We start from the raw sequence: 23,678 nt of genomic DNA, 5'->3' as shown, positions 1-23,678 counted from the left end.
AAGTGAAGTTGAACTTTTAGAGGTGAGCACTTTCTTTTGCTTAAATGTGAAAGAGAATCCTGAAATGTTACGGCCTTTTTTATGTTGCTCACATTTAACGTTAATGTCTGTGTGCTCATTAACTTGGGCAATAGCTAGGTTTAACACTCGATCCTTGAAGTTTCCCATTCTAGTGTATTCATCATCGAGAACACCTATCTTCTGCCTGAACTCTGCTAGTTCAATAACAGGTGTTTGGCCAGTACTACGCCAGGCAATCAATAATTCGTATAAACGTACAGCGTAAGCACTACTAAGATCGCTAATCTGCTGTAGCTCATATTTTGTGAATTGTTCTTCTAAACGTGTAATAAGAGGCACGATTGCAGGTGCAAATATTAATTTTACTGTTGCTTCATCATCAATGTATCTAATTTCACTGACCCAGCGACTTAGGACATTCTCAATATTTCCTCTTTTATTTACTTCTTGATAGCTAAATTGGCGTGCGAATAAGTCTTTACACGCATCTTTGAGGGCTTGATAAGCTGTTTGTCGTGCAACATTAAACTGGTTTACATAACTCTCTGCATGAACCTCTAATGGGTCATTTGCATTGATACCTCTGCCACTACCTCTTGCCTCGACAATGGCCAATAGGATTAAACGTTGTTCTACTAAATCCAAATTATAGCTAGCATTTATTAGAGCATTATCTTTAACAACTAAATCCCGCATCTTATTTATCTACATTATTATTTATGAATATAAGTCTATATTAATAATTATGTAGATTTATGCAAGGTAAACGTAGTTAAATCTACAAAAAATATTATGAAGATTTATGGTAGGTAAACGTAGTCATATTGGTAGGTAAACGTAGTCATATTGGTAGGTAAACGTAGTCATATTGGTAGGTAAACGTAGTCATATTGGTAGGTAAACGTAGTCATATTGGTAGGTAAACGTAGTCATATTGGTAGGTAAACGTAGTCATATTGGTAGGTAAACGTAGTCATATTGGTAGGTAAACGTAGTCATATTGGTAGGTAAACGTAGTCATATTGGTAGGTAAACGTAGTCATATTGGTAGGTAAACGTAGTCATATTGGTAGGTAAACGTAGTCATATTGGTAGGTAAACGTAGTCATATTGGTAGGTAAACGTAGTCATATTGGTAGGTAAACGTAGTCATATTGGTAGGTAAACGTAGTCATATTGGTAGGTAAACGTAGTCATATTGGTAGGTAAACGTAGTCATATTGGTAGGTAAACGTAGTCATATTGGTAGGTAAACGTAGTCATATTGGTAGGTAAACGTAGTCATATTGGTAGGTAAACGTAGTCATATTGGTAGGTAAACGTAGTCATATTGGTAGGTAAACGTAGTCATATTGGTAGGTAAACGTAGTCATATTGGTAGGTAAACGTAGTCATATTGGTAGGTAAACGTAGTCATATTGGTAGGTAAACGTAGTCATATTGGTAGGTAAACGTAGTCATATTGGTAGGTAAACGTAGTCATATTGGTAGGTAAACGTAGTCATATTGGTAGGTAAACGTAGTCATATTGGTAGGTAAACGTAGTCATATTGGTAGGTAAACGTAGTCATATTGGTAGGTAAACGTAGTCATATTGGTAGGTAAACGTAGTCATATTGGTAGGTAAACGTAGTCATATTGGTAGGTAAACGTAGTCATATTGGTAGGTAAACGTAGTCATATTGGTAGGTAAACGTAGTCATATTGGTAGGTAAACGTAGTCATATTGGTAGGTAAACGTAGTCATATTGGTAGGTAAACGTAGTCATATTGGTAGGTAAACGTAGTCATATTGGTAGGTAAACGTAGTCATATTGGTAGGTAAACGTAGTCATATTGGTAGGTAAACGTAGTCATATTGGTAGGTAAACGTAGTCATATTGGTAGGTAAACGTAGTCATATTGGTAGGTAAACGTAGTCATATTGGTAGGTAAACGTAGTCATATTGGTAGGTAAACGTAGTCATATTGGTAGGTAAACGTAGTCATATTGGTAGGTAAACGTAGTCATATTGGTAGGTAAACGTAGTCATATTGGTAGGTAAACGTAGTCATATTGGTAGGTAAACGTAGTCATATTGGTAGGTAAACGTAGTCATATTGGTAGGTAAACGTAGTCATATTGGTAGGTAAACGTAGTCATATTGGTAGGTAAACGTAGTCATATTGGTAGGTAAACGTAGTCATATTGGTAGGTAAACGTAGTCATATTGGTAGGTAAACGTAGTCATATTGGTAGGTAAACGTAGTCATATTGGTAGGTAAACGTAGTCATATTGGTAGGTAAACGTAGTCATATTGGTAGGTAAACGTAGTCATATTGGTAGGTAAACGTAGTCATATTGGTAGGTAAACGTAGTCATATTGGTAGGTAAACGTAGTCATATTGGTAGGTAAACGTAGTCATATTGGTAGGTAAACGTAGTCATATTGGTAGGTAAACGTAGTCATATTGGTAGGTAAACGTAGTCATATTGGTAGGTAAACGTAGTCATATTGGTAGGTAAACGTAGTCATATTGGTAGGTAAACGTAGTCATATTGGTAGGTAAACGTAGTCATATTGGTAGGTAAACGTAGTCATATTGGTAGGTAAACGTAGTCATATTGGTAGGTAAACGTAGTCATATTGGTAGGTAAACGTAGTCATATTGGTAGGTAAACGTAGTCATATTGGTAGGTAAACGTAGTCATATTGGTAGGTAAACGTAGTCATATTGGTAGGTAAACGTAGTCATATTGGTAGGTAAACGTAGTCATATTGGTAGGTAAACGTAGTCATATTGGTAGGTAAACGTAGTCATATTGGTAGGTAAACGTAGTCATATTGGTAGGTAAACGTAGTCATATTGGTAGGTAAACGTAGTCATATTGGTAGGTAAACGTAGTCATATTGGTAGGTAAACGTAGTCATATTGGTAGGTAAACGTAGTCATATTGGTAGGTAAACGTAGTCATATTGGTAGGTAAACGTAGTCATATTGGTAGGTAAACGTAGTCATATTGGTAGGTAAACGTAGTCATATTGGTAGGTAAACGTAGTCATATTGGTAGGTAAACGTAGTCATATTGGTAGGTAAACGTAGTCATATTGGTAGGTAAACGTAGTCATATTGGTAGGTAAACGTAGTCATATTGGTAGGTAAACGTAGTCATATTGGTAGGTAAACGTAGTCATATTGGTAGGTAAACGTAGTCATATTGGTAGGTAAACGTAGTCATATTGGTAGGTAAACGTAGTCATATTGGTAGGTAAACGTAGTCATATTGGTAGGTAAACGTAGTCATATTGGTAGGTAAACGTAGTCATATTGGTAGGTAAACGTAGTCATATTGGTAGGTAAACGTAGTCATATTGGTAGGTAAACGTAGTCATATTGGTAGGTAAACGTAGTCATATTGGTAGGTAAACGTAGTCATATTGGTAGGTAAACGTAGTCATATTGGTAGGTAAACGTAGTCATATTGGTAGGTAAACGTAGTCATATTGGTAGGTAAACGTAGTCATATTGGTAGGTAAACGTAGTCATATTGGTAGGTAAACGTAGTCATATTGGTAGGTAAACGTAGTCATATTGGTAGGTAAACGTAGTCATATTGGTAGGTAAACGTAGTCATATTGGTAGGTAAACGTAGTCATATTGGTAGGTAAACGTAGTCATATTGGTAGGTAAACGTAGTCATATTGGTAGGTAAACGTAGTCATATTGGTAGGTAAACGTAGTCATATTGGTAGGTAAACGTAGTCATATTGGTAGGTAAACGTAGTCATATTGGTAGGTAAACGTAGTCATATTGGTAGGTAAACGTAGTCATATTGGTAGGTAAACGTAGTCATATTGGTAGGTAAACGTAGTCATATTGGTAGGTAAACGTAGTCATATTGGTAGGTAAACGTAGTCATATTGGTAGGTAAACGTAGTCATATTGGTAGGTAAACGTAGTCATATTGGTAGGTAAACGTAGTCATATTGGTAGGTAAACGTAGTCATATTGGTAGGTAAACGTAGTCATATTGGTAGGTAAACGTAGTCATATTGGTAGGTAAACGTAGTCATATTGGTAGGTAAACGTAGTCATATTGGTAGGTAAACGTAGTCATATTGGTAGGTAAACGTAGTCATATTGGTAGGTAAACGTAGTCATATTGGTAGGTAAACGTAGTCATATTGGTAGGTAAACGTAGTCATATTGGTAGGTAAACGTAGTCATATTGGTAGGTAAACGTAGTCATATTGGTAGGTAAACGTAGTCATATTGGTAGGTAAACGTAGTCATATTGGTAGGTAAACGTAGTCATATTGGTAGGTAAACGTAGTCATATTGGTAGGTAAACGTAGTCATATTGGTAGGTAAACGTAGTCATATTGGTAGGTAAACGTAGTCATATTGGTAGGTAAACGTAGTCATATTGGTAGGTAAACGTAGTCATATTGGTAGGTAAACGTAGTCATATTGGTAGGTAAACGTAGTCATATTGGTAGGTAAACGTAGTCATATTGGTAGGTAAACGTAGTCATATTGGTAGGTAAACGTAGTCATATTGGTAGGTAAACGTAGTCATATTGGTAGGTAAACGTAGTCATATTGGTAGGTAAACGTAGTCATATTGGTAGGTAAACGTAGTCATATTGGTAGGTAAACGTAGTCATATTGGTAGGTAAACGTAGTCATATTGGTAGGTAAACGTAGTCATATTGGTAGGTAAACGTAGTCATATTGGTAGGTAAACGTAGTCATATTGGTAGGTAAACGTAGTCATATTGGTAGGTAAACGTAGTCATATTGGTAGGTAAACGTAGTCATATTGGTAGGTAAACGTAGTCATATTGGTAGGTAAACGTAGTCATATTGGTAGGTAAACGTAGTCATATTGGTAGGTAAACGTAGTCATATTGGTAGGTAAACGTAGTCATATTGGTAGGTAAACGTAGTCATATTGGTAGGTAAACGTAGTCATATTGGTAGGTAAACGTAGTCATATTGGTAGGTAAACGTAGTCATATTGGTAGGTAAACGTAGTCATATTGGTAGGTAAACGTAGTCATATTGGTAGGTAAACGTAGTCATATTGGTAGGTAAACGTAGTCATATTGGTAGGTAAACGTAGTCATATTGGTAGGTAAACGTAGTCATATTGGTAGGTAAACGTAGTCATATTGGTAGGTAAACGTAGTCATATTGGTAGGTAAACGTAGTCATATTGGTAGGTAAACGTAGTCATATTGGTAGGTAAACGTAGTCATATTGGTAGGTAAACGTAGTCATATTGGTAGGTAAACGTAGTCATATTGGTAGGTAAACGTAGTCATATTGGTAGGTAAACGTAGTCATATTGGTAGGTAAACGTAGTCATATTGGTAGGTAAACGTAGTCATATTGGTAGGTAAACGTAGTCATATTGGTAGGTAAACGTAGTCATATTGGTAGGTAAACGTAGTCATATTGGTAGGTAAACGTAGTCATATTGGTAGGTAAACGTAGTCATATTGGTAGGTAAACGTAGTCATATTGGTAGGTAAACGTAGTCATATTGGTAGGTAAACGTAGTCATATTGGTAGGTAAACGTAGTCATATTGGTAGGTAAACGTAGTCATATTGGTAGGTAAACGTAGTCATATTGGTAGGTAAACGTAGTCATATTGGTAGGTAAACGTAGTCATATTGGTAGGTAAACGTAGTCATATTGGTAGGTAAACGTAGTCATATTGGTAGGTAAACGTAGTCATATTGGTAGGTAAACGTAGTCATATTGGTAGGTAAACGTAGTCATATTGGTAGGTAAACGTAGTCATATTGGTAGGTAAACGTAGTCATATTGGTAGGTAAACGTAGTCATATTGGTAGGTAAACGTAGTCATATTGGTAGGTAAACGTAGTCATATTGGTAGGTAAACGTAGTCATATTGGTAGGTAAACGTAGTCATATTGGTAGGTAAACGTAGTCATATTGGTAGGTAAACGTAGTCATATTGGTAGGTAAACGTAGTCATATTGGTAGGTAAACGTAGTCATATTGGTAGGTAAACGTAGTCATATTGGTAGGTAAACGTAGTCATATTGGTAGGTAAACGTAGTCATATTGGTAGGTAAACGTAGTCATATTGGTAGGTAAACGTAGTCATATTGGTAGGTAAACGTAGTCATATTGGTAGGTAAACGTAGTCATATTGGTAGGTAAACGTAGTCATATTGGTAGGTAAACGTAGTCATATTGGTAGGTAAACGTAGTCATATTGGTAGGTAAACGTAGTCATATTGGTAGGTAAACGTAGTCATATTGGTAGGTAAACGTAGTCATATTGGTAGGTAAACGTAGTCATATTGGTAGGTAAACGTAGTCATATTGGTAGGTAAACGTAGTCATATTGGTAGGTAAACGTAGTCATATTGGTAGGTAAACGTAGTCATATTGGTAGGTAAACGTAGTCATATTGGTAGGTAAACGTAGTCATATTGGTAGGTAAACGTAGTCATATTGGTAGGTAAACGTAGTCATATTGGTAGGTAAACGTAGTCATATTGGTAGGTAAACGTAGTCATATTGGTAGGTAAACGTAGTCATATTGGTAGGTAAACGTAGTCATATTGGTAGGTAAACGTAGTCATATTGGTAGGTAAACGTAGTCATATTGGTAGGTAAACGTAGTCATATTGGTAGGTAAACGTAGTCATATTGGTAGGTAAACGTAGTCATATTGGTAGGTAAACGTAGTCATATTGGTAGGTAAACGTAGTCATATTGGTAGGTAAACGTAGTCATATTGGTAGGTAAACGTAGTCATATTGGTAGGTAAACGTAGTCATATTGGTAGGTAAACGTAGTCATATTGGTAGGTAAACGTAGTCATATTGGTAGGTAAACGTAGTCATATTGGTAGGTAAACGTAGTCATATTGGTAGGTAAACGTAGTCATATTGGTAGGTAAACGTAGTCATATTGGTAGGTAAACGTAGTCATATTGGTAGGTAAACGTAGTCATATTGGTAGGTAAACGTAGTCATATTGGTAGGTAAACGTAGTCATATTGGTAGGTAAACGTAGTCATATTGGTAGGTAAACGTAGTCATATTGGTAGGTAAACGTAGTCATATTGGTAGGTAAACGTAGTCATATTGGTAGGTAAACGTAGTCATATTGGTAGGTAAACGTAGTCATATTGGTAGGTAAACGTAGTCATATTGGTAGGTAAACGTAGTCATATTGGTAGGTAAACGTAGTCATATTGGTAGGTAAACGTAGTCATATTGGTAGGTAAACGTAGTCATATTGGTAGGTAAACGTAGTCATATTGGTAGGTAAACGTAGTCATATTGGTAGGTAAACGTAGTCATATTGGTAGGTAAACGTAGTCATATTGGTAGGTAAACGTAGTCATATTGGTAGGTAAACGTAGTCATATTGGTAGGTAAACGTAGTCATATTGGTAGGTAAACGTAGTCATATTGGTAGGTAAACGTAGTCATATTGGTAGGTAAACGTAGTCATATTGGTAGGTAAACGTAGTCATATTGGTAGGTAAACGTAGTCATATTGGTAGGTAAACGTAGTCATATTGGTAGGTAAACGTAGTCATATTGGTAGGTAAACGTAGTCATATTGGTAGGTAAACGTAGTCATATTGGTAGGTAAACGTAGTCATATTGGTAGGTAAACGTAGTCATATTGGTAGGTAAACGTAGTCATATTGGTAGGTAAACGTAGTCATATTGGTAGGTAAACGTAGTCATATTGGTAGGTAAACGTAGTCATATTGGTAGGTAAACGTAGTCATATTGGTAGGTAAACGTAGTCATATTGGTAGGTAAACGTAGTCATATTGGTAGGTAAACGTAGTCATATTGGTAGGTAAACGTAGTCATATTGGTAGGTAAACGTAGTCATATTGGTAGGTAAACGTAGTCATATTGGTAGGTAAACGTAGTCATATTGGTAGGTAAACGTAGTCATATTGGTAGGTAAACGTAGTCATATTGGTAGGTAAACGTAGTCATATTGGTAGGTAAACGTAGTCATATTGGTAGGTAAACGTAGTCATATTGGTAGGTAAACGTAGTCATATTGGTAGGTAAACGTAGTCATATTGGTAGGTAAACGTAGTCATATTGGTAGGTAAACGTAGTCATATTGGTAGGTAAACGTAGTCATATTGGTAGGTAAACGTAGTCATATTGGTAGGTAAACGTAGTCATATTGGTAGGTAAACGTAGTCATATTGGTAGGTAAACGTAGTCATATTGGTAGGTAAACGTAGTCATATTGGTAGGTAAACGTAGTCATATTGGTAGGTAAACGTAGTCATATTGGTAGGTAAACGTAGTCATATTGGTAGGTAAACGTAGTCATATTGGTAGGTAAACGTAGTCATATTGGTAGGTAAACGTAGTCATATTGGTAGGTAAACGTAGTCATATTGGTAGGTAAACGTAGTCATATTGGTAGGTAAACGTAGTCATATTGGTAGGTAAACGTAGTCATATTGGTAGGTAAACGTAGTCATATTGGTAGGTAAACGTAGTCATATTGGTAGGTAAACGTAGTCATATTGGTAGGTAAACGTAGTCATATTGGTAGGTAAACGTAGTCATATTGGTAGGTAAACGTAGTCATATTGGTAGGTAAACGTAGTCATATTGGTAGGTAAACGTAGTCATATTGGTAGGTAAACGTAGTCATATTGGTAGGTAAACGTAGTCATATTGGTAGGTAAACGTAGTCATATTGGTAGGTAAACGTAGTCATATTGGTAGGTAAACGTAGTCATATTGGTAGGTAAACGTAGTCATATTGGTAGGTAAACGTAGTCATATTGGTAGGTAAACGTAGTCATATTGGTAGGTAAACGTAGTCATATTGGTAGGTAAACGTAGTCATATTGGTAGGTAAACGTAGTCATATTGGTAGGTAAACGTAGTCATATTGGTAGGTAAACGTAGTCATATTGGTAGGTAAACGTAGTCATATTGGTAGGTAAACGTAGTCATATTGGTAGGTAAACGTAGTCATATTGGTAGGTAAACGTAGTCATATTGGTAGGTAAACGTAGTCATATTGGTAGGTAAACGTAGTCATATTGGTAGGTAAACGTAGTCATATTGGTAGGTAAACGTAGTCATATTGGTAGGTAAACGTAGTCATATTGGTAGGTAAACGTAGTCATATTGGTAGGTAAACGTAGTCATATTGGTAGGTAAACGTAGTCATATTGGTAGGTAAACGTAGTCATATTGGTAGGTAAACGTAGTCATATTGGTAGGTAAACGTAGTCATATTGGTAGGTAAACGTAGTCATATTGGTAGGTAAACGTAGTCATATTGGTAGGTAAACGTAGTCATATTGGTAGGTAAACGTAGTCATATTGGTAGGTAAACGTAGTCATATTGGTAGGTAAACGTAGTCATATTGGTAGGTAAACGTAGTCATATTGGTAGGTAAACGTAGTCATATTGGTAGGTAAACGTAGTCATATTGGTAGGTAAACGTAGTCATATTGGTAGGTAAACGTAGTCATATTGGTAGGTAAACGTAGTCATATTGGTAGGTAAACGTAGTCATATTGGTAGGTAAACGTAGTCATATTGGTAGGTAAACGTAGTCATATTGGTAGGTAAACGTAGTCATATTGGTAGGTAAACGTAGTCATATTGGTAGGTAAACGTAGTCATATTGGTAGGTAAACGTAGTCATATTGGTAGGTAAACGTAGTCATATTGGTAGGTAAACGTAGTCATATTGGTAGGTAAACGTAGTCATATTGGTAGGTAAACGTAGTCATATTGGTAGGTAAACGTAGTCATATTGGTAGGTAAACGTAGTCATATTGGTAGGTAAACGTAGTCATATTGGTAGGTAAACGTAGTCATATTGGTAGGTAAACGTAGTCATATTGGTAGGTAAACGTAGTCATATTGGTAGGTAAACGTAGTCATATTGGTAGGTAAACGTAGTCATATTGGTAGGTAAACGTAGTCATATTGGTAGGTAAACGTAGTCATATTGGTAGGTAAACGTAGTCATATTGGTAGGTAAACGTAGTCATATTGGTAGGTAAACGTAGTCATATTGGTAGGTAAACGTAGTCATATTGGTAGGTAAACGTAGTCATATTGGTAGGTAAACGTAGTCATATTGGTAGGTAAACGTAGTCATATTGGTAGGTAAACGTAGTCATATTGGTAGGTAAACGTAGTCATATTGGTAGGTAAACGTAGTCATATTGGTAGGTAAACGTAGTCATATTGGTAGGTAAACGTAGTCATATTGGTAGGTAAACGTAGTCATATTGGTAGGTAAACGTAGTCATATTGGTAGGTAAACGTAGTCATATTGGTAGGTAAACGTAGTCATATTGGTAGGTAAACGTAGTCATATTGGTAGGTAAACGTAGTCATATTGGTAGGTAAACGTAGTCATATTGGTAGGTAAACGTAGTCATATTGGTAGGTAAACGTAGTCATATTGGTAGGTAAACGTAGTCATATTGGTAGGTAAACGTAGTCATATTGGTAGGTAAACGTAGTCATATTGGTAGGTAAACGTAGTCATATTGGTAGGTAAACGTAGTCATATTGGTAGGTAAACGTAGTCATATTGGTAGGTAAACGTAGTCATATTGGTAGGTAAACGTAGTCATATTGGTAGGTAAACGTAGTCATATTGGTAGGTAAACGTAGTCATATTGGTAGGTAAACGTAGTCATATTGGTAGGTAAACGTAGTCATATTGGTAGGTAAACGTAGTCATATTGGTAGGTAAACGTAGTCATATTGGTAGGTAAACGTAGTCATATTGGTAGGTAAACGTAGTCATATTGGTAGGTAAACGTAGTCATATTGGTAGGTAAACGTAGTCATATTGGTAGGTAAACGTAGTCATATTGGTAGGTAAACGTAGTCATATTGGTAGGTAAACGTAGTCATATTGGTAGGTAAACGTAGTCATATTGGTAGGTAAACGTAGTCATATTGGTAGGTAAACGTAGTCATATTGGTAGGTAAACGTAGTCATATTGGTAGGTAAACGTAGTCATATTGGTAGGTAAACGTAGTCATATTGGTAGGTAAACGTAGTCATATTGGTAGGTAAACGTAGTCATATTGGTAGGTAAACGTAGTCATATTGGTAGGTAAACGTAGTCATATTGGTAGGTAAACGTAGTCATATTGGTAGGTAAACGTAGTCATATTGGTAGGTAAACGTAGTCATATTGGTAGGTAAACGTAGTCATATTGGTAGGTAAACGTAGTCATATTGGTAGGTAAACGTAGTCATATTGGTAGGTAAACGTAGTCATATTGGTAGGTAAACGTAGTCATATTGGTAGGTAAACGTAGTCATATTGGTAGGTAAACGTAGTCATATTGGTAGGTAAACGTAGTCATATTGGTAGGTAAACGTAGTCATATTGGTAGGTAAACGTAGTCATATTGGTAGGTAAACGTAGTCATATTGGTAGGTAAACGTAGTCATATTGGTAGGTAAACGTAGTCATATTGGTAGGTAAACGTAGTCATATTGGTAGGTAAACGTAGTCATATTGGTAGGTAAACGTAGTCATATTGGTAGGTAAACGTAGTCATATTGGTAGGTAAACGTAGTCATATTGGTAGGTAAACGTAGTCATATTGGTAGGTAAACGTAGTCATATTGGTAGGTAAACGTAGTCATATTGGTAGGTAAACGTAGTCATATTGGTAGGTAAACGTAGTCATATTGGTAGGTAAACGTAGTCATATTGGTAGGTAAACGTAGTCATATTGGTAGGTAAACGTAGTCATATTGGTAGGTAAACGTAGTCATATTGGTAGGTAAACGTAGTCATATTGGTAGGTAAACGTAGTCATATTGGTAGGTAAACGTAGTCATATTGGTAGGTAAACGTAGTCATATTGGTAGGTAAACGTAGTCATATTGGTAGGTAAACGTAGTCATATTGGTAGGTAAACGTAGTCATATTGGTAGGTAAACGTAGTCATATTGGTAGGTAAACGTAGTCATATTGGTAGGTAAACGTAGTCATATTGGTAGGTAAACGTAGTCATATTGGTAGGTAAACGTAGTCATATTGGTAGGTAAACGTAGTCATATTGGTAGGTAAACGTAGTCATATTGGTAGGTAAACGTAGTCATATTGGTAGGTAAACGTAGTCATATTGGTAGGTAAACGTAGTCATATTGGTAGGTAAACGTAGTCATATTGGTAGGTAAACGTAGTCATATTGGTAGGTAAACGTAGTCATATTGGTAGGTAAACGTAGTCATATTGGTAGGTAAACGTAGTCATATTGGTAGGTAAACGTAGTCATATTGGTAGGTAAACGTAGTCATATTGGTAGGTAAACGTAGTCATATTGGTAGGTAAACGTAGTCATATTGGTAGGTAAACGTAGTCATATTGGTAGGTAAACGTAGTCATATTGGTAGGTAAACGTAGTCATATTGGTAGGTAAACGTAGTCATATTGGTAGGTAAACGTAGTCATATTGGTAGGTAAACGTAGTCATATTGGTAGGTAAACGTAGTCATATTGGTAGGTAAACGTAGTCATATTGGTAGGTAAACGTAGTCATATTGGTAGGTAAACGTAGTCATATTGGTAGGTAAACGTAGTCATATTGGTAGGTAAACGTAGTCATATTGGTAGGTAAACGTAGTCATATTGGTAGGTAAACGTAGTCATATTGGTAGGTAAACGTAGTCATATTGGTAGGTAAACGTAGTCATATTGGTAGGTAAACGTAGTCATATTGGTAGGTAAACGTAGTCATATTGGTAGGTAAACGTAGTCATATTGGTAGGTAAACGTAGTCATATTGGTAGGTAAACGTAGTCATATTGGTAGGTAAACGTAGTCATATTGGTAGGTAAACGTAGTCATATTGGTAGGTAAACGTAGTCATATTGGTAGGTAAACGTAGTCATATTGGTAGGTAAACGTAGTCATATTGGTAGGTAAACGTAGTCATATTGGTAGGTAAACGTAGTCATATTGGTAGGTAAACGTAGTCATATTGGTAGGTAAACGTAGTCATATTGGTAGGTAAACGTAGTCATATTGGTAGGTAAACGTAGTCATATTGGTAGGTAAACGTAGTCATATTGGTAGGTAAACGTAGTCATATTGGTAGGTAAACGTAGTCATATTGGTAGGTAAACGTAGTCATATTGGTAGGTAAACGTAGTCATATTGGTAGGTAAACGTAGTCATATTGGTAGGTAAACGTAGTCATATTGGTAGGTAAACGTAGTCATATTGGTAGGTAAACGTAGTCATATTGGTAGGTAAACGTAGTCATATTGGTAGGTAAACGTAGTCATATTGGTAGGTAAACGTAGTCATATTGGTAGGTAAACGTAGTCATATTGGTAGGTAAACGTAGTCATATTGGTAGGTAAACGTAGTCATATTGGTAGGTAAACGTAGTCATATTGGTAGGTAAACGTAGTCATATTGGTAGGTAAACGTAGTCATATTGGTAGGTAAACGTAGTCATATTGGTAGGTAAACGTAGTCATATTGGTAGGTAAACGTAGTCATATTGGTAGGTAAACGTAGTCATATTGGTAGGTAAACGTAGTCATATTGGTAGGTAAACGTAGTCATATTGGTAGGTAAACGTAGTCATATTGGTAGGTAAACGTAGTCATATTGGTAGGTAAACGTAGTCATATTGGTAGGTAAACGTAGTCATATTGGTAGGTAAACGTAGTCATATTGGTAGGTAAACGTAGTCATATTGGTAGGTAAACGTAGTCATATTGGTAGGTAAACGTAGTCATATTGGTAGGTAAACGTAGTCATATTGGTAGGTAAACGTAGTCATATTGGTAGGTAAACGTAGTCATATTGGTAGGTAAACGTAGTCATATTGGTAGGTAAACGTAGTCATATTGGTAGGTAAACGTAGTCATATTGGTAGGTAAACGTAGTCATATTGGTAGGTAAACGTAGTCATATTGGTAGGTAAACGTAGTCATATTGGTAGGTAAACGTAGTCATATTGGTAGGTAAACGTAGTCATATTGGTAGGTAAACGTAGTCATATTGGTAGGTAAACGTAGTCATATTGGTAGGTAAACGTAGTCATATTGGTAGGTAAACGTAGTCATATTGGTAGGTAAACGTAGTCATATTGGTAGGTAAACGTAGTCATATTGGTAGGTAAACGTAGTCATATTGGTAGGTAAACGTAGTCATATTGGTAGGTAAACGTAGTCATATTGGTAGGTAAACGTAGTCATATTGGTAGGTAAACGTAGTCATATTGGTAGGTAAACGTAGTCATATTGGTAGGTAAACGTAGTCATATTGGTAGGTAAACGTAGTCATATTGGTAGGTAAACGTAGTCATATTGGTAGGTAAACGTAGTCATATTGGTAGGTAAACGTAGTCATATTGGTAGGTAAACGTAGTCATATTGGTAGGTAAACGTAGTCATATTGGTAGGTAAACGTAGTCATATTGGTAGGTAAACGTAGTCATATTGGTAGGTAAACGTAGTCATATTGGTAGGTAAACGTAGTCATATTGGTAGGTAAACGTAGTCATATTGGTAGGTAAACGTAGTCATATTGGTAGGTAAACGTAGTCATATTGGTAGGTAAACGTAGTCATATTGGTAGGTAAACGTAGTCATATTGGTAGGTAAACGTAGTCATATTGGTAGGTAAACGTAGTCATATTGGTAGGTAAACGTAGTCATATTGGTAGGTAAACGTAGTCATATTGGTAGGTAAACGTAGTCATATTGGTAGGTAAACGTAGTCATATTGGTAGGTAAACGTAGTCATATTGGTAGGTAAACGTAGTCATATTGGTAGGTAAACGTAGTCATATTGGTAGGTAAACGTAGTCATATTGGTAGGTAAACGTAGTCATATTGGTAGGTAAACGTAGTCATATTGGTAGGTAAACGTAGTCATATTGGTAGGTAAACGTAGTCATATTGGTAGGTAAACGTAGTCATATTGGTAGGTAAACGTAGTCATATTGGTAGGTAAACGTAGTCATATTGGTAGGTAAACGTAGTCATATTGGTAGGTAAACGTAGTCATATTGGTAGGTAAACGTAGTCATATTGGTAGGTAAACGTAGTCATATTGGTAGGTAAACGTAGTCATATTGGTAGGTAAACGTAGTCATATTGGTAGGTAAACGTAGTCATATTGGTAGGTAAACGTAGTCATATTGGTAGGTAAACGTAGTCATATTGGTAGGTAAACGTAGTCATATTGGTAGGTAAACGTAGTCATATTGGTAGGTAAACGTAGTCATATTGGTAGGTAAACGTAGTCATATTGGTAGGTAAACGTAGTCATATTGGTAGGTAAACGTAGTCATATTGGTAGGTAAACGTAGTCATATTGGTAGGTAAACGTAGTCATATTGGTAGGTAAACGTAGTCATATTGGTAGGTAAACGTAGTCATATTGGTAGGTAAACGTAGTCATATTGGTAGGTAAACGTAGTCATATTGGTAGGTAAACGTAGTCATATTGGTAGGTAAACGTAGTCATATTGGTAGGTAAACGTAGTCATATTGGTAGGTAAACGTAGTCATATTGGTAGGTAAACGTAGTCATATTGGTAGGTAAACGTAGTCATATTGGTAGGTAAACGTAGTCATATTGGTAGGTAAACGTAGTCATATTGGTAGGTAAACGTAGTCATATTGGTAGGTAAACGTAGTCATATTGGTAGGTAAACGTAGTCATATTGGTAGGTAAACGTAGTCATATTGGTAGGTAAACGTAGTCATATTGGTAGGTAAACGTAGTCATATTGGTAGGTAAACGTAGTCATATTGGTAGGTAAACGTAGTCATATTGGTAGGTAAACGTAGTCATATTGGTAGGTAAACGTAGTCATATTGGTAGGTAAACGTAGTCATATTGGTAGGTAAACGTAGTCATATTGGTAGGTAAACGTAGTCATATTGGTAGGTAAACGTAGTCATATTGGTAGGTAAACGTAGTCATATTGGTAGGTAAACGTAGTCATATTGGTAGGTAAACGTAGTCATATTGGTAGGTAAACGTAGTCATATTGGTAGGTAAACGTAGTCATATTGGTAGGTAAACGTAGTCATATTGGTAGGTAAACGTAGTCATATTGGTAGGTAAACGTAGTCATATTGGTAGGTAAACGTAGTCATATTGGTAGGTAAACGTAGTCATATTGGTAGGTAAACGTAGTCATATTGGTAGGTAAACGTAGTCATATTGGTAGGTAAACGTAGTCATATTGGTAGGTAAACGTAGTCATATTGGTAGGTAAACGTAGTCATATTGGTAGGTAAACGTAGTCATATTGGTAGGTAAACGTAGTCATATTGGTAGGTAAACGTAGTCATATTGGTAGGTAAACGTAGTCATATTGGTAGGTAAACGTAGTCATATTGGTAGGTAAACGTAGTCATATTGGTAGGTAAACGTAGTCATATTGGTAGGTAAACGTAGTCATATTGGTAGGTAAACGTAGTCATATTGGTAGGTAAACGTAGTCATATTGGTAGGTAAACGTAGTCATATTGGTAGGTAAACGTAGTCATATTGGTAGGTAAACGTAGTCATATTGGTAGGTAAACGTAGTCATATTGGTAGGTAAACGTAGTCATATTGGTAGGTAAACGTAGTCATATTGGTAGGTAAACGTAGTCATATTGGTAGGTAAACGTAGTCATATTGGTAGGTAAACGTAGTCATATTGGTAGGTAAACGTAGTCATATTGGTAGGTAAACGTAGTCATATTGGTAGGTAAACGTAGTCATATTGGTAGGTAAACGTAGTCATATTGGTAGGTAAACGTAGTCATATTGGTAGGTAAACGTAGTCATATTGGTAGGTAAACGTAGTCATATTGGTAGGTAAACGTAGTCATATTGGTAGGTAAACGTAGTCATATTGGTAGGTAAACGTAGTCATATTGGTAGGTAAACGTAGTCATATTGGTAGGTAAACGTAGTCATATTGGTAGGTAAACGTAGTCATATTGGTAGGTAAACGTAGTCATATTGGTAGGTAAACGTAGTCATATTGGTAGGTAAACGTAGTCATATTGGTAGGTAAACGTAGTCATATTGGTAGGTAAACGTAGTCATATTGGTAGGTAAACGTAGTCATATTGGTAGGTAAACGTAGTCATATTGGTAGGTAAACGTAGTCATATTGGTAGGTAAACGTAGTCATATTGGTAGGTAAACGTAGTCATATTGGTAGGTAAACGTAGTCATATTGGTAGGTAAACGTAGTCATATTGGTAGGTAAACGTAGTCATATTGGTAGGTAAACGTAGTCATATTGGTAGGTAAACGTAGTCATATTGGTAGGTAAACGTAGTCATATTGGTAGGTAAACGTAGTCATATTGGTAGGTAAACGTAGTCATATTGGTAGGTAAACGTAGTCATATTGGTAGGTAAACGTAGTCATATTGGTAGGTAAACGTAGTCATATTGGTAGGTAAACGTAGTCATATTGGTAGGTAAACGTAGTCATATTGGTAGGTAAACGTAGTCATATTGGTAGGTAAACGTAGTCATATTGGTAGGTAAACGTAGTCATATTGGTAGGTAAACGTAGTCATATTGGTAGGTAAACGTAGTCATATTGGTAGGTAAACGTAGTCATATTGGTAGGTAAACGTAGTCATATTGGTAGGTAAACGTAGTCATATTGGTAGGTAAACGTAGTCATATTGGTAGGTAAACGTAGTCATATTGGTAGGTAAACGTAGTCATATTGGTAGGTAAACGTAGTCATATTGGTAGGTAAACGTAGTCATATTGGTAGGTAAACGTAGTCATATTGGTAGGTAAACGTAGTCATATTGGTAGGTAAACGTAGTCATATTGGTAGGTAAACGTAGTCATATTGGTAGGTAAACGTAGTCATATTGGTAGGTAAACGTAGTCATATTGGTAGGTAAACGTAGTCATATTGGTAGGTAAACGTAGTCATATTGGTAGGTAAACGTAGTCATATTGGTAGGTAAACGTAGTCATATTGGTAGGTAAACGTAGTCATATTGGTAGGTAAACGTAGTCATATTGGTAGGTAAACGTAGTCATATTGGTAGGTAAACGTAGTCATATTGGTAGGTAAACGTAGTCATATTGGTAGGTAAACGTAGTCATATTGGTAGGTAAACGTAGTCATATTGGTAGGTAAACGTAGTCATATTGGTAGGTAAACGTAGTCATATTGGTAGGTAAACGTAGTCATATTGGTAGGTAAACGTAGTCATATTGGTAGGTAAACGTAGTCATATTGGTAGGTAAACGTAGTCATATTGGTAGGTAAACGTAGTCATATTGGTAGGTAAACGTAGTCATATTGGTAGGTAAACGTAGTCATATTGGTAGGTAAACGTAGTCATATTGGTAGGTAAACGTAGTCATATTGGTAGGTAAACGTAGTCATATTGGTAGGTAAACGTAGTCATATTGGTAGGTAAACGTAGTCATATTGGTAGGTAAACGTAGTCATATTGGTAGGTAAACGTAGTCATATTGGTAGGTAAACGTAGTCATATTGGTAGGTAAACGTAGTCATATTGGTAGGTAAACGTAGTCATATTGGTAGGTAAACGTAGTCATATTGGTAGGTAAACGTAGTCATATTGGTAGGTAAACGTAGTCATATTGGTAGGTAAACGTAGTCATATTGGTAGGTAAACGTAGTCATATTGGTAGGTAAACGTAGTCATATTGGTAGGTAAACGTAGTCATATTGGTAGGTAAACGTAGTCATATTGGTAGGTAAACGTAGTCATATTGGTAGGTAAACGTAGTCATATTGGTAGGTAAACGTAGTCATATTGGTAGGTAAACGTAGTCATATTGGTAGGTAAACGTAGTCATATTGGTAGGTAAACGTAGTCATATTGGTAGGTAAACGTAGTCATATTGGTAGGTAAACGTAGTCATATTGGTAGGTAAACGTAGTCATATTGGTAGGTAAACGTAGTCATATTGGTAGGTAAACGTAGTCATATTGGTAGGTAAACGTAGTCATATTGGTAGGTAAACGTAGTCATATTGGTAGGTAAACGTAGTCATATTGGTAGGTAAACGTAGTCATATTGGTAGGTAAACGTAGTCATATTGGTAGGTAAACGTAGTCATATTGGTAGGTAAACGTAGTCATATTGGTAGGTAAACGTAGTCATATTGGTAGGTAAACGTAGTCATATTGGTAGGTAAACGTAGTCATATTGGTAGGTAAACGTAGTCATATTGGTAGGTAAACGTAGTCATATTGGTAGGTAAACGTAGTCATATTGGTAGGTAAACGTAGTCATATTGGTAGGTAAACGTAGTCATATTGGTAGGTAAACGTAGTCATATTGGTAGGTAAACGTAGTCATATTGGTAGGTAAACGTAGTCATATTGGTAGGTAAACGTAGTCATATTGGTAGGTAAACGTAGTCATATTGGTAGGTAAACGTAGTCATATTGGTAGGTAAACGTAGTCATATTGGTAGGTAAACGTAGTCATATTGGTAGGTAAACGTAGTCATATTGGTAGGTAAACGTAGTCATATTGGTAGGTAAACGTAGTCATATTGGTAGGTAAACGTAGTCATATTGGTAGGTAAACGTAGTCATATTGGTAGGTAAACGTAGTCATATTGGTAGGTAAACGTAGTCATATTGGTAGGTAAACGTAGTCATATTGGTAGGTAAACGTAGTCATATTGGTAGGTAAACGTAGTCATATTGGTAGGTAAACGTAGTCATATTGGTAGGTAAACGTAGTCATATTGGTAGGTAAACGTAGTCATATTGGTAGGTAAACGTAGTCATATTGGTAGGTAAACGTAGTCATATTGGTAGGTAAACGTAGTCATATTGGTAGGTAAACGTAGTCATATTGGTAGGTAAACGTAGTCATATTGGTAGGTAAACGTAGTCATATTGGTAGGTAAACGTAGTCATATTGGTAGGTAAACGTAGTCATATTGGTAGGTAAACGTAGTCATATTGGTAGGTAAACGTAGTCATATTGGTAGGTAAACGTAGTCATATTGGTAGGTAAACGTAGTCATATTGGTAGGTAAACGTAGTCATATTGGTAGGTAAACGTAGTCATATTGGTAGGTAAACGTAGTCATATTGGTAGGTAAACGTAGTCATATTGGTAGGTAAACGTAGTCATATTGGTAGGTAAACGTAGTCATATTGGTAGGTAAACGTAGTCATATTGGTAGGTAAACGTAGTCATATTGGTAGGTAAACGTAGTCATATTGGTAGGTAAACGTAGTCATATTGGTAGGTAAACGTAGTCATATTGGTAGGTAAACGTAGTCATATTGGTAGGTAAACGTAGTCATATTGGTAGGTAAACGTAGTCATATTGGTAGGTAAACGTAGTCATATTGGTAGGTAAACGTAGTCATATTGGTAGGTAAACGTAGTCATATTGGTAGGTAAACGTAGTCATATTGGTAGGTAAACGTAGTCATATTGGTAGGTAAACGTAGTCATATTGGTAGGTAAACGTAGTCATATTGGTAGGTAAACGTAGTCATATTGGTAGGTAAACGTAGTCATATTGGTAGGTAAACGTAGTCATATTGGTAGGTAAACGTAGTCATATTGGTAGGTAAACGTAGTCATATTGGTAGGTAAACGTAGTCATATTGGTAGGTAAACGTAGTCATATTGGTAGGTAAACGTAGTCATATTGGTAGGTAAACGTAGTCATATTGGTAGGTAAACGTAGTCATATTGGTAGGTAAACGTAGTCATATTGGTAGGTAAACGTAGTCATATTGGTAGGTAAACGTAGTCATATTGGTAGGTAAACGTAGTCATATTGGTAGGTAAACGTAGTCATATTGGTAGGTAAACGTAGTCATATTGGTAGGTAAACGTAGTCATATTGGTAGGTAAACGTAGTCATATTGGTAGGTAAACGTAGTCATATTGGTAGGTAAACGTAGTCATATTGGTAGGTAAACGTAGTCATATTGGTAGGTAAACGTAGTCATATTGGTAGGTAAACGTAGTCATATTGGTAGGTAAACGTAGTCATATTGGTAGGTAAACGTAGTCATATTGGTAGGTAAACGTAGTCATATTGGTAGGTAAACGTAGTCATATTGGTAGGTAAACGTAGTCATATTGGTAGGTAAACGTAGTCATATTGGTAGGTAAACGTAGTCATATTGGTAGGTAAACGTAGTCATATTGGTAGGTAAACGTAGTCATATTGGTAGGTAAACGTAGTCATATTGGTAGGTAAACGTAGTCATATTGGTAGGTAAACGTAGTCATATTGGTAGGTAAACGTAGTCATATTGGTAGGTAAACGTAGTCATATTGGTAGGTAAACGTAGTCATATTGGTAGGTAAACGTAGTCATATTGGTAGGTAAACGTAGTCATATTGGTAGGTAAACGTAGTCATATTGGTAGGTAAACGTAGTCATATTGGTAGGTAAACGTAGTCATATTGGTAGGTAAACGTAGTCATATTGGTAGGTAAACGTAGTCATATTGGTAGGTAAACGTAGTCATATTGGTAGGTAAACGTAGTCATATTGGTAGGTAAACGTAGTCATATTGGTAGGTAAACGTAGTCATATTGGTAGGTAAACGTAGTCATATTGGTAGGTAAACGTAGTCATATTGGTAGGTAAACGTAGTCATATTGGTAGGTAAACGTAGTCATATTGGTAGGTAAACGTAGTCATATTGGTAGGTAAACGTAGTCATATTGGTAGGTAAACGTAGTCATATTGGTAGGTAAACGTAGTCATATTGGTAGGTAAACGTAGTCATATTGGTAGGTAAACGTAGTCATATTGGTAGGTAAACGTAGTCATATTGGTAGGTAAACGTAGTCATATTGGTAGGTAAACGTAGTCATATTGGTAGGTAAACGTAGTCATATTGGTAGGTAAACGTAGTCATATTGGTAGGTAAACGTAGTCATATTGGTAGGTAAACGTAGTCATATTGGTAGGTAAACGTAGTCATATTGGTAGGTAAACGTAGTCATATTGGTAGGTAAACGTAGTCATATTGGTAGGTAAACGTAGTCATATTGGTAGGTAAACGTAGTCATATTGGTAGGTAAACGTAGTCATATTGGTAGGTAAACGTAGTCATATTGGTAGGTAAACGTAGTCATATTGGTAGGTAAACGTAGTCATATTGGTAGGTAAACGTAGTCATATTGGTAGGTAAACGTAGTCATATTGGTAGGTAAACGTAGTCATATTGGTAGGTAAACGTAGTCATATTGGTAGGTAAACGTAGTCATATTGGTAGGTAAACGTAGTCATATTGGTAGGTAAACGTAGTCATATTGGTAGGTAAACGTAGTCATATTGGTAGGTAAACGTAGTCATATTGGTAGGTAAACGTAGTCATATTGGTAGGTAAACGTAGTCATATTGGTAGGTAAACGTAGTCATATTGGTAGGTAAACGTAGTCATATTGGTAGGTAAACGTAGTCATATTGGTAGGTAAACGTAGTCATATTGGTAGGTAAACGTAGTCATATTGGTAGGTAAACGTAGTCATATTGGTAGGTAAACGTAGTCATATTGGTAGGTAAACGTAGTCATATTGGTAGGTAAACGTAGTCATATTGGTAGGTAAACGTAGTCATATTGGTAGGTAAACGTAGTCATATTGGTAGGTAAACGTAGTCATATTGGTAGGTAAACGTAGTCATATTGGTAGGTAAACGTAGTCATATTGGTAGGTAAACGTAGTCATATAAGCTCTACAGGCCTTTAAAATAAAGGTTTTCAGCTATTCTAAAAGCATTTAAAAACTTAAAAATTATTAAAAGCCTTTCAAATGAAAAATTGCCCTTGGTTTTCGCTACGCTCAAACTCTATTGAATCTCGCTTTCGCTCGATTCGTCGGGGCAATTTTTTATTCATCCGGTTGTGACTTTAAGAAAAAGCAAAGGCAAGAGCAAAAGAAACTCGGAATTCGCTTCGCTCATAAAGCTTTTTTACTCGCTACGCTCGATCTAGGCTCAATTTTCTGCATGTGATTTACGCTTATTTAGGCTTCACAGCCTAAAAAGCTGTTTTTCAGAGAGTCGAGGTGCGAATTTTGTTGCTTCGCTCGTAGACACTCGCTCTATTCATCCCGATTAGAATAAAAATAGCCTCTATTTGGCGCTCATTTGCGTTTTTTGACCTGATTACTCATTTCAATAGTGGATTCTATGTCTTAAGTAAAAATGTGGCTGAAATCGCATGTAAGAGCGTTTTAACTTGGGTTTTATTTTTGATCTGTAGGCTAGAGTTTCCGCTTATAGATTTTTTCCCTTAGACACACAATAGTCAGGATCTCTTTTGGCCAAGCACTATCTTTACTGTCAGTTAAGTCAATTAAATGGATTGGGAGCCGGTACATACCGGCAATTTTTGGTTCACACACCACGCATCTAAAGATAAAGGCTCTAAAGCCTTATGCTATAAGGGATACAGCGGTTTTTGATGTGTCTGGAAAGCGTTTACGCTTTTATCATGATTTTTATTGTATTTCATAGGCTTAGATGTAAACACTTTTTGTTGCAGATTAAGTGCAATATTTACTTACAAAACAATAAGATAGCTTGTAATCACCTTTGTTTACGCTTTTATGTAAATTTCTCTTTTTATATTAAATATTTAACCTGTAA

The 23,678-nt window shown here is 36.3% G+C and carries 1 protein-coding gene; it reads right to left on the bottom strand.

What is annotated here, in order from left to right; genetic code table 11:
- The coding region (gene repM, locus F902_RS00465; protein ID WP_005200040.1) for a replication initiation protein RepM at window positions 1-717 on the bottom strand (717 nt) is incomplete at its 3' end.
- Window positions 718-23,678 lie beyond the last annotated feature (22,961 nt).

It is taken from the genome of Acinetobacter higginsii (genome assembly GCF_000369525.1).
GTDB classification, from domain to species: Bacteria; Pseudomonadota; Gammaproteobacteria; order Pseudomonadales; family Moraxellaceae; genus Acinetobacter; species Acinetobacter higginsii.
This window is presented reverse-complemented; position numbering and strand designations above follow the sequence as displayed.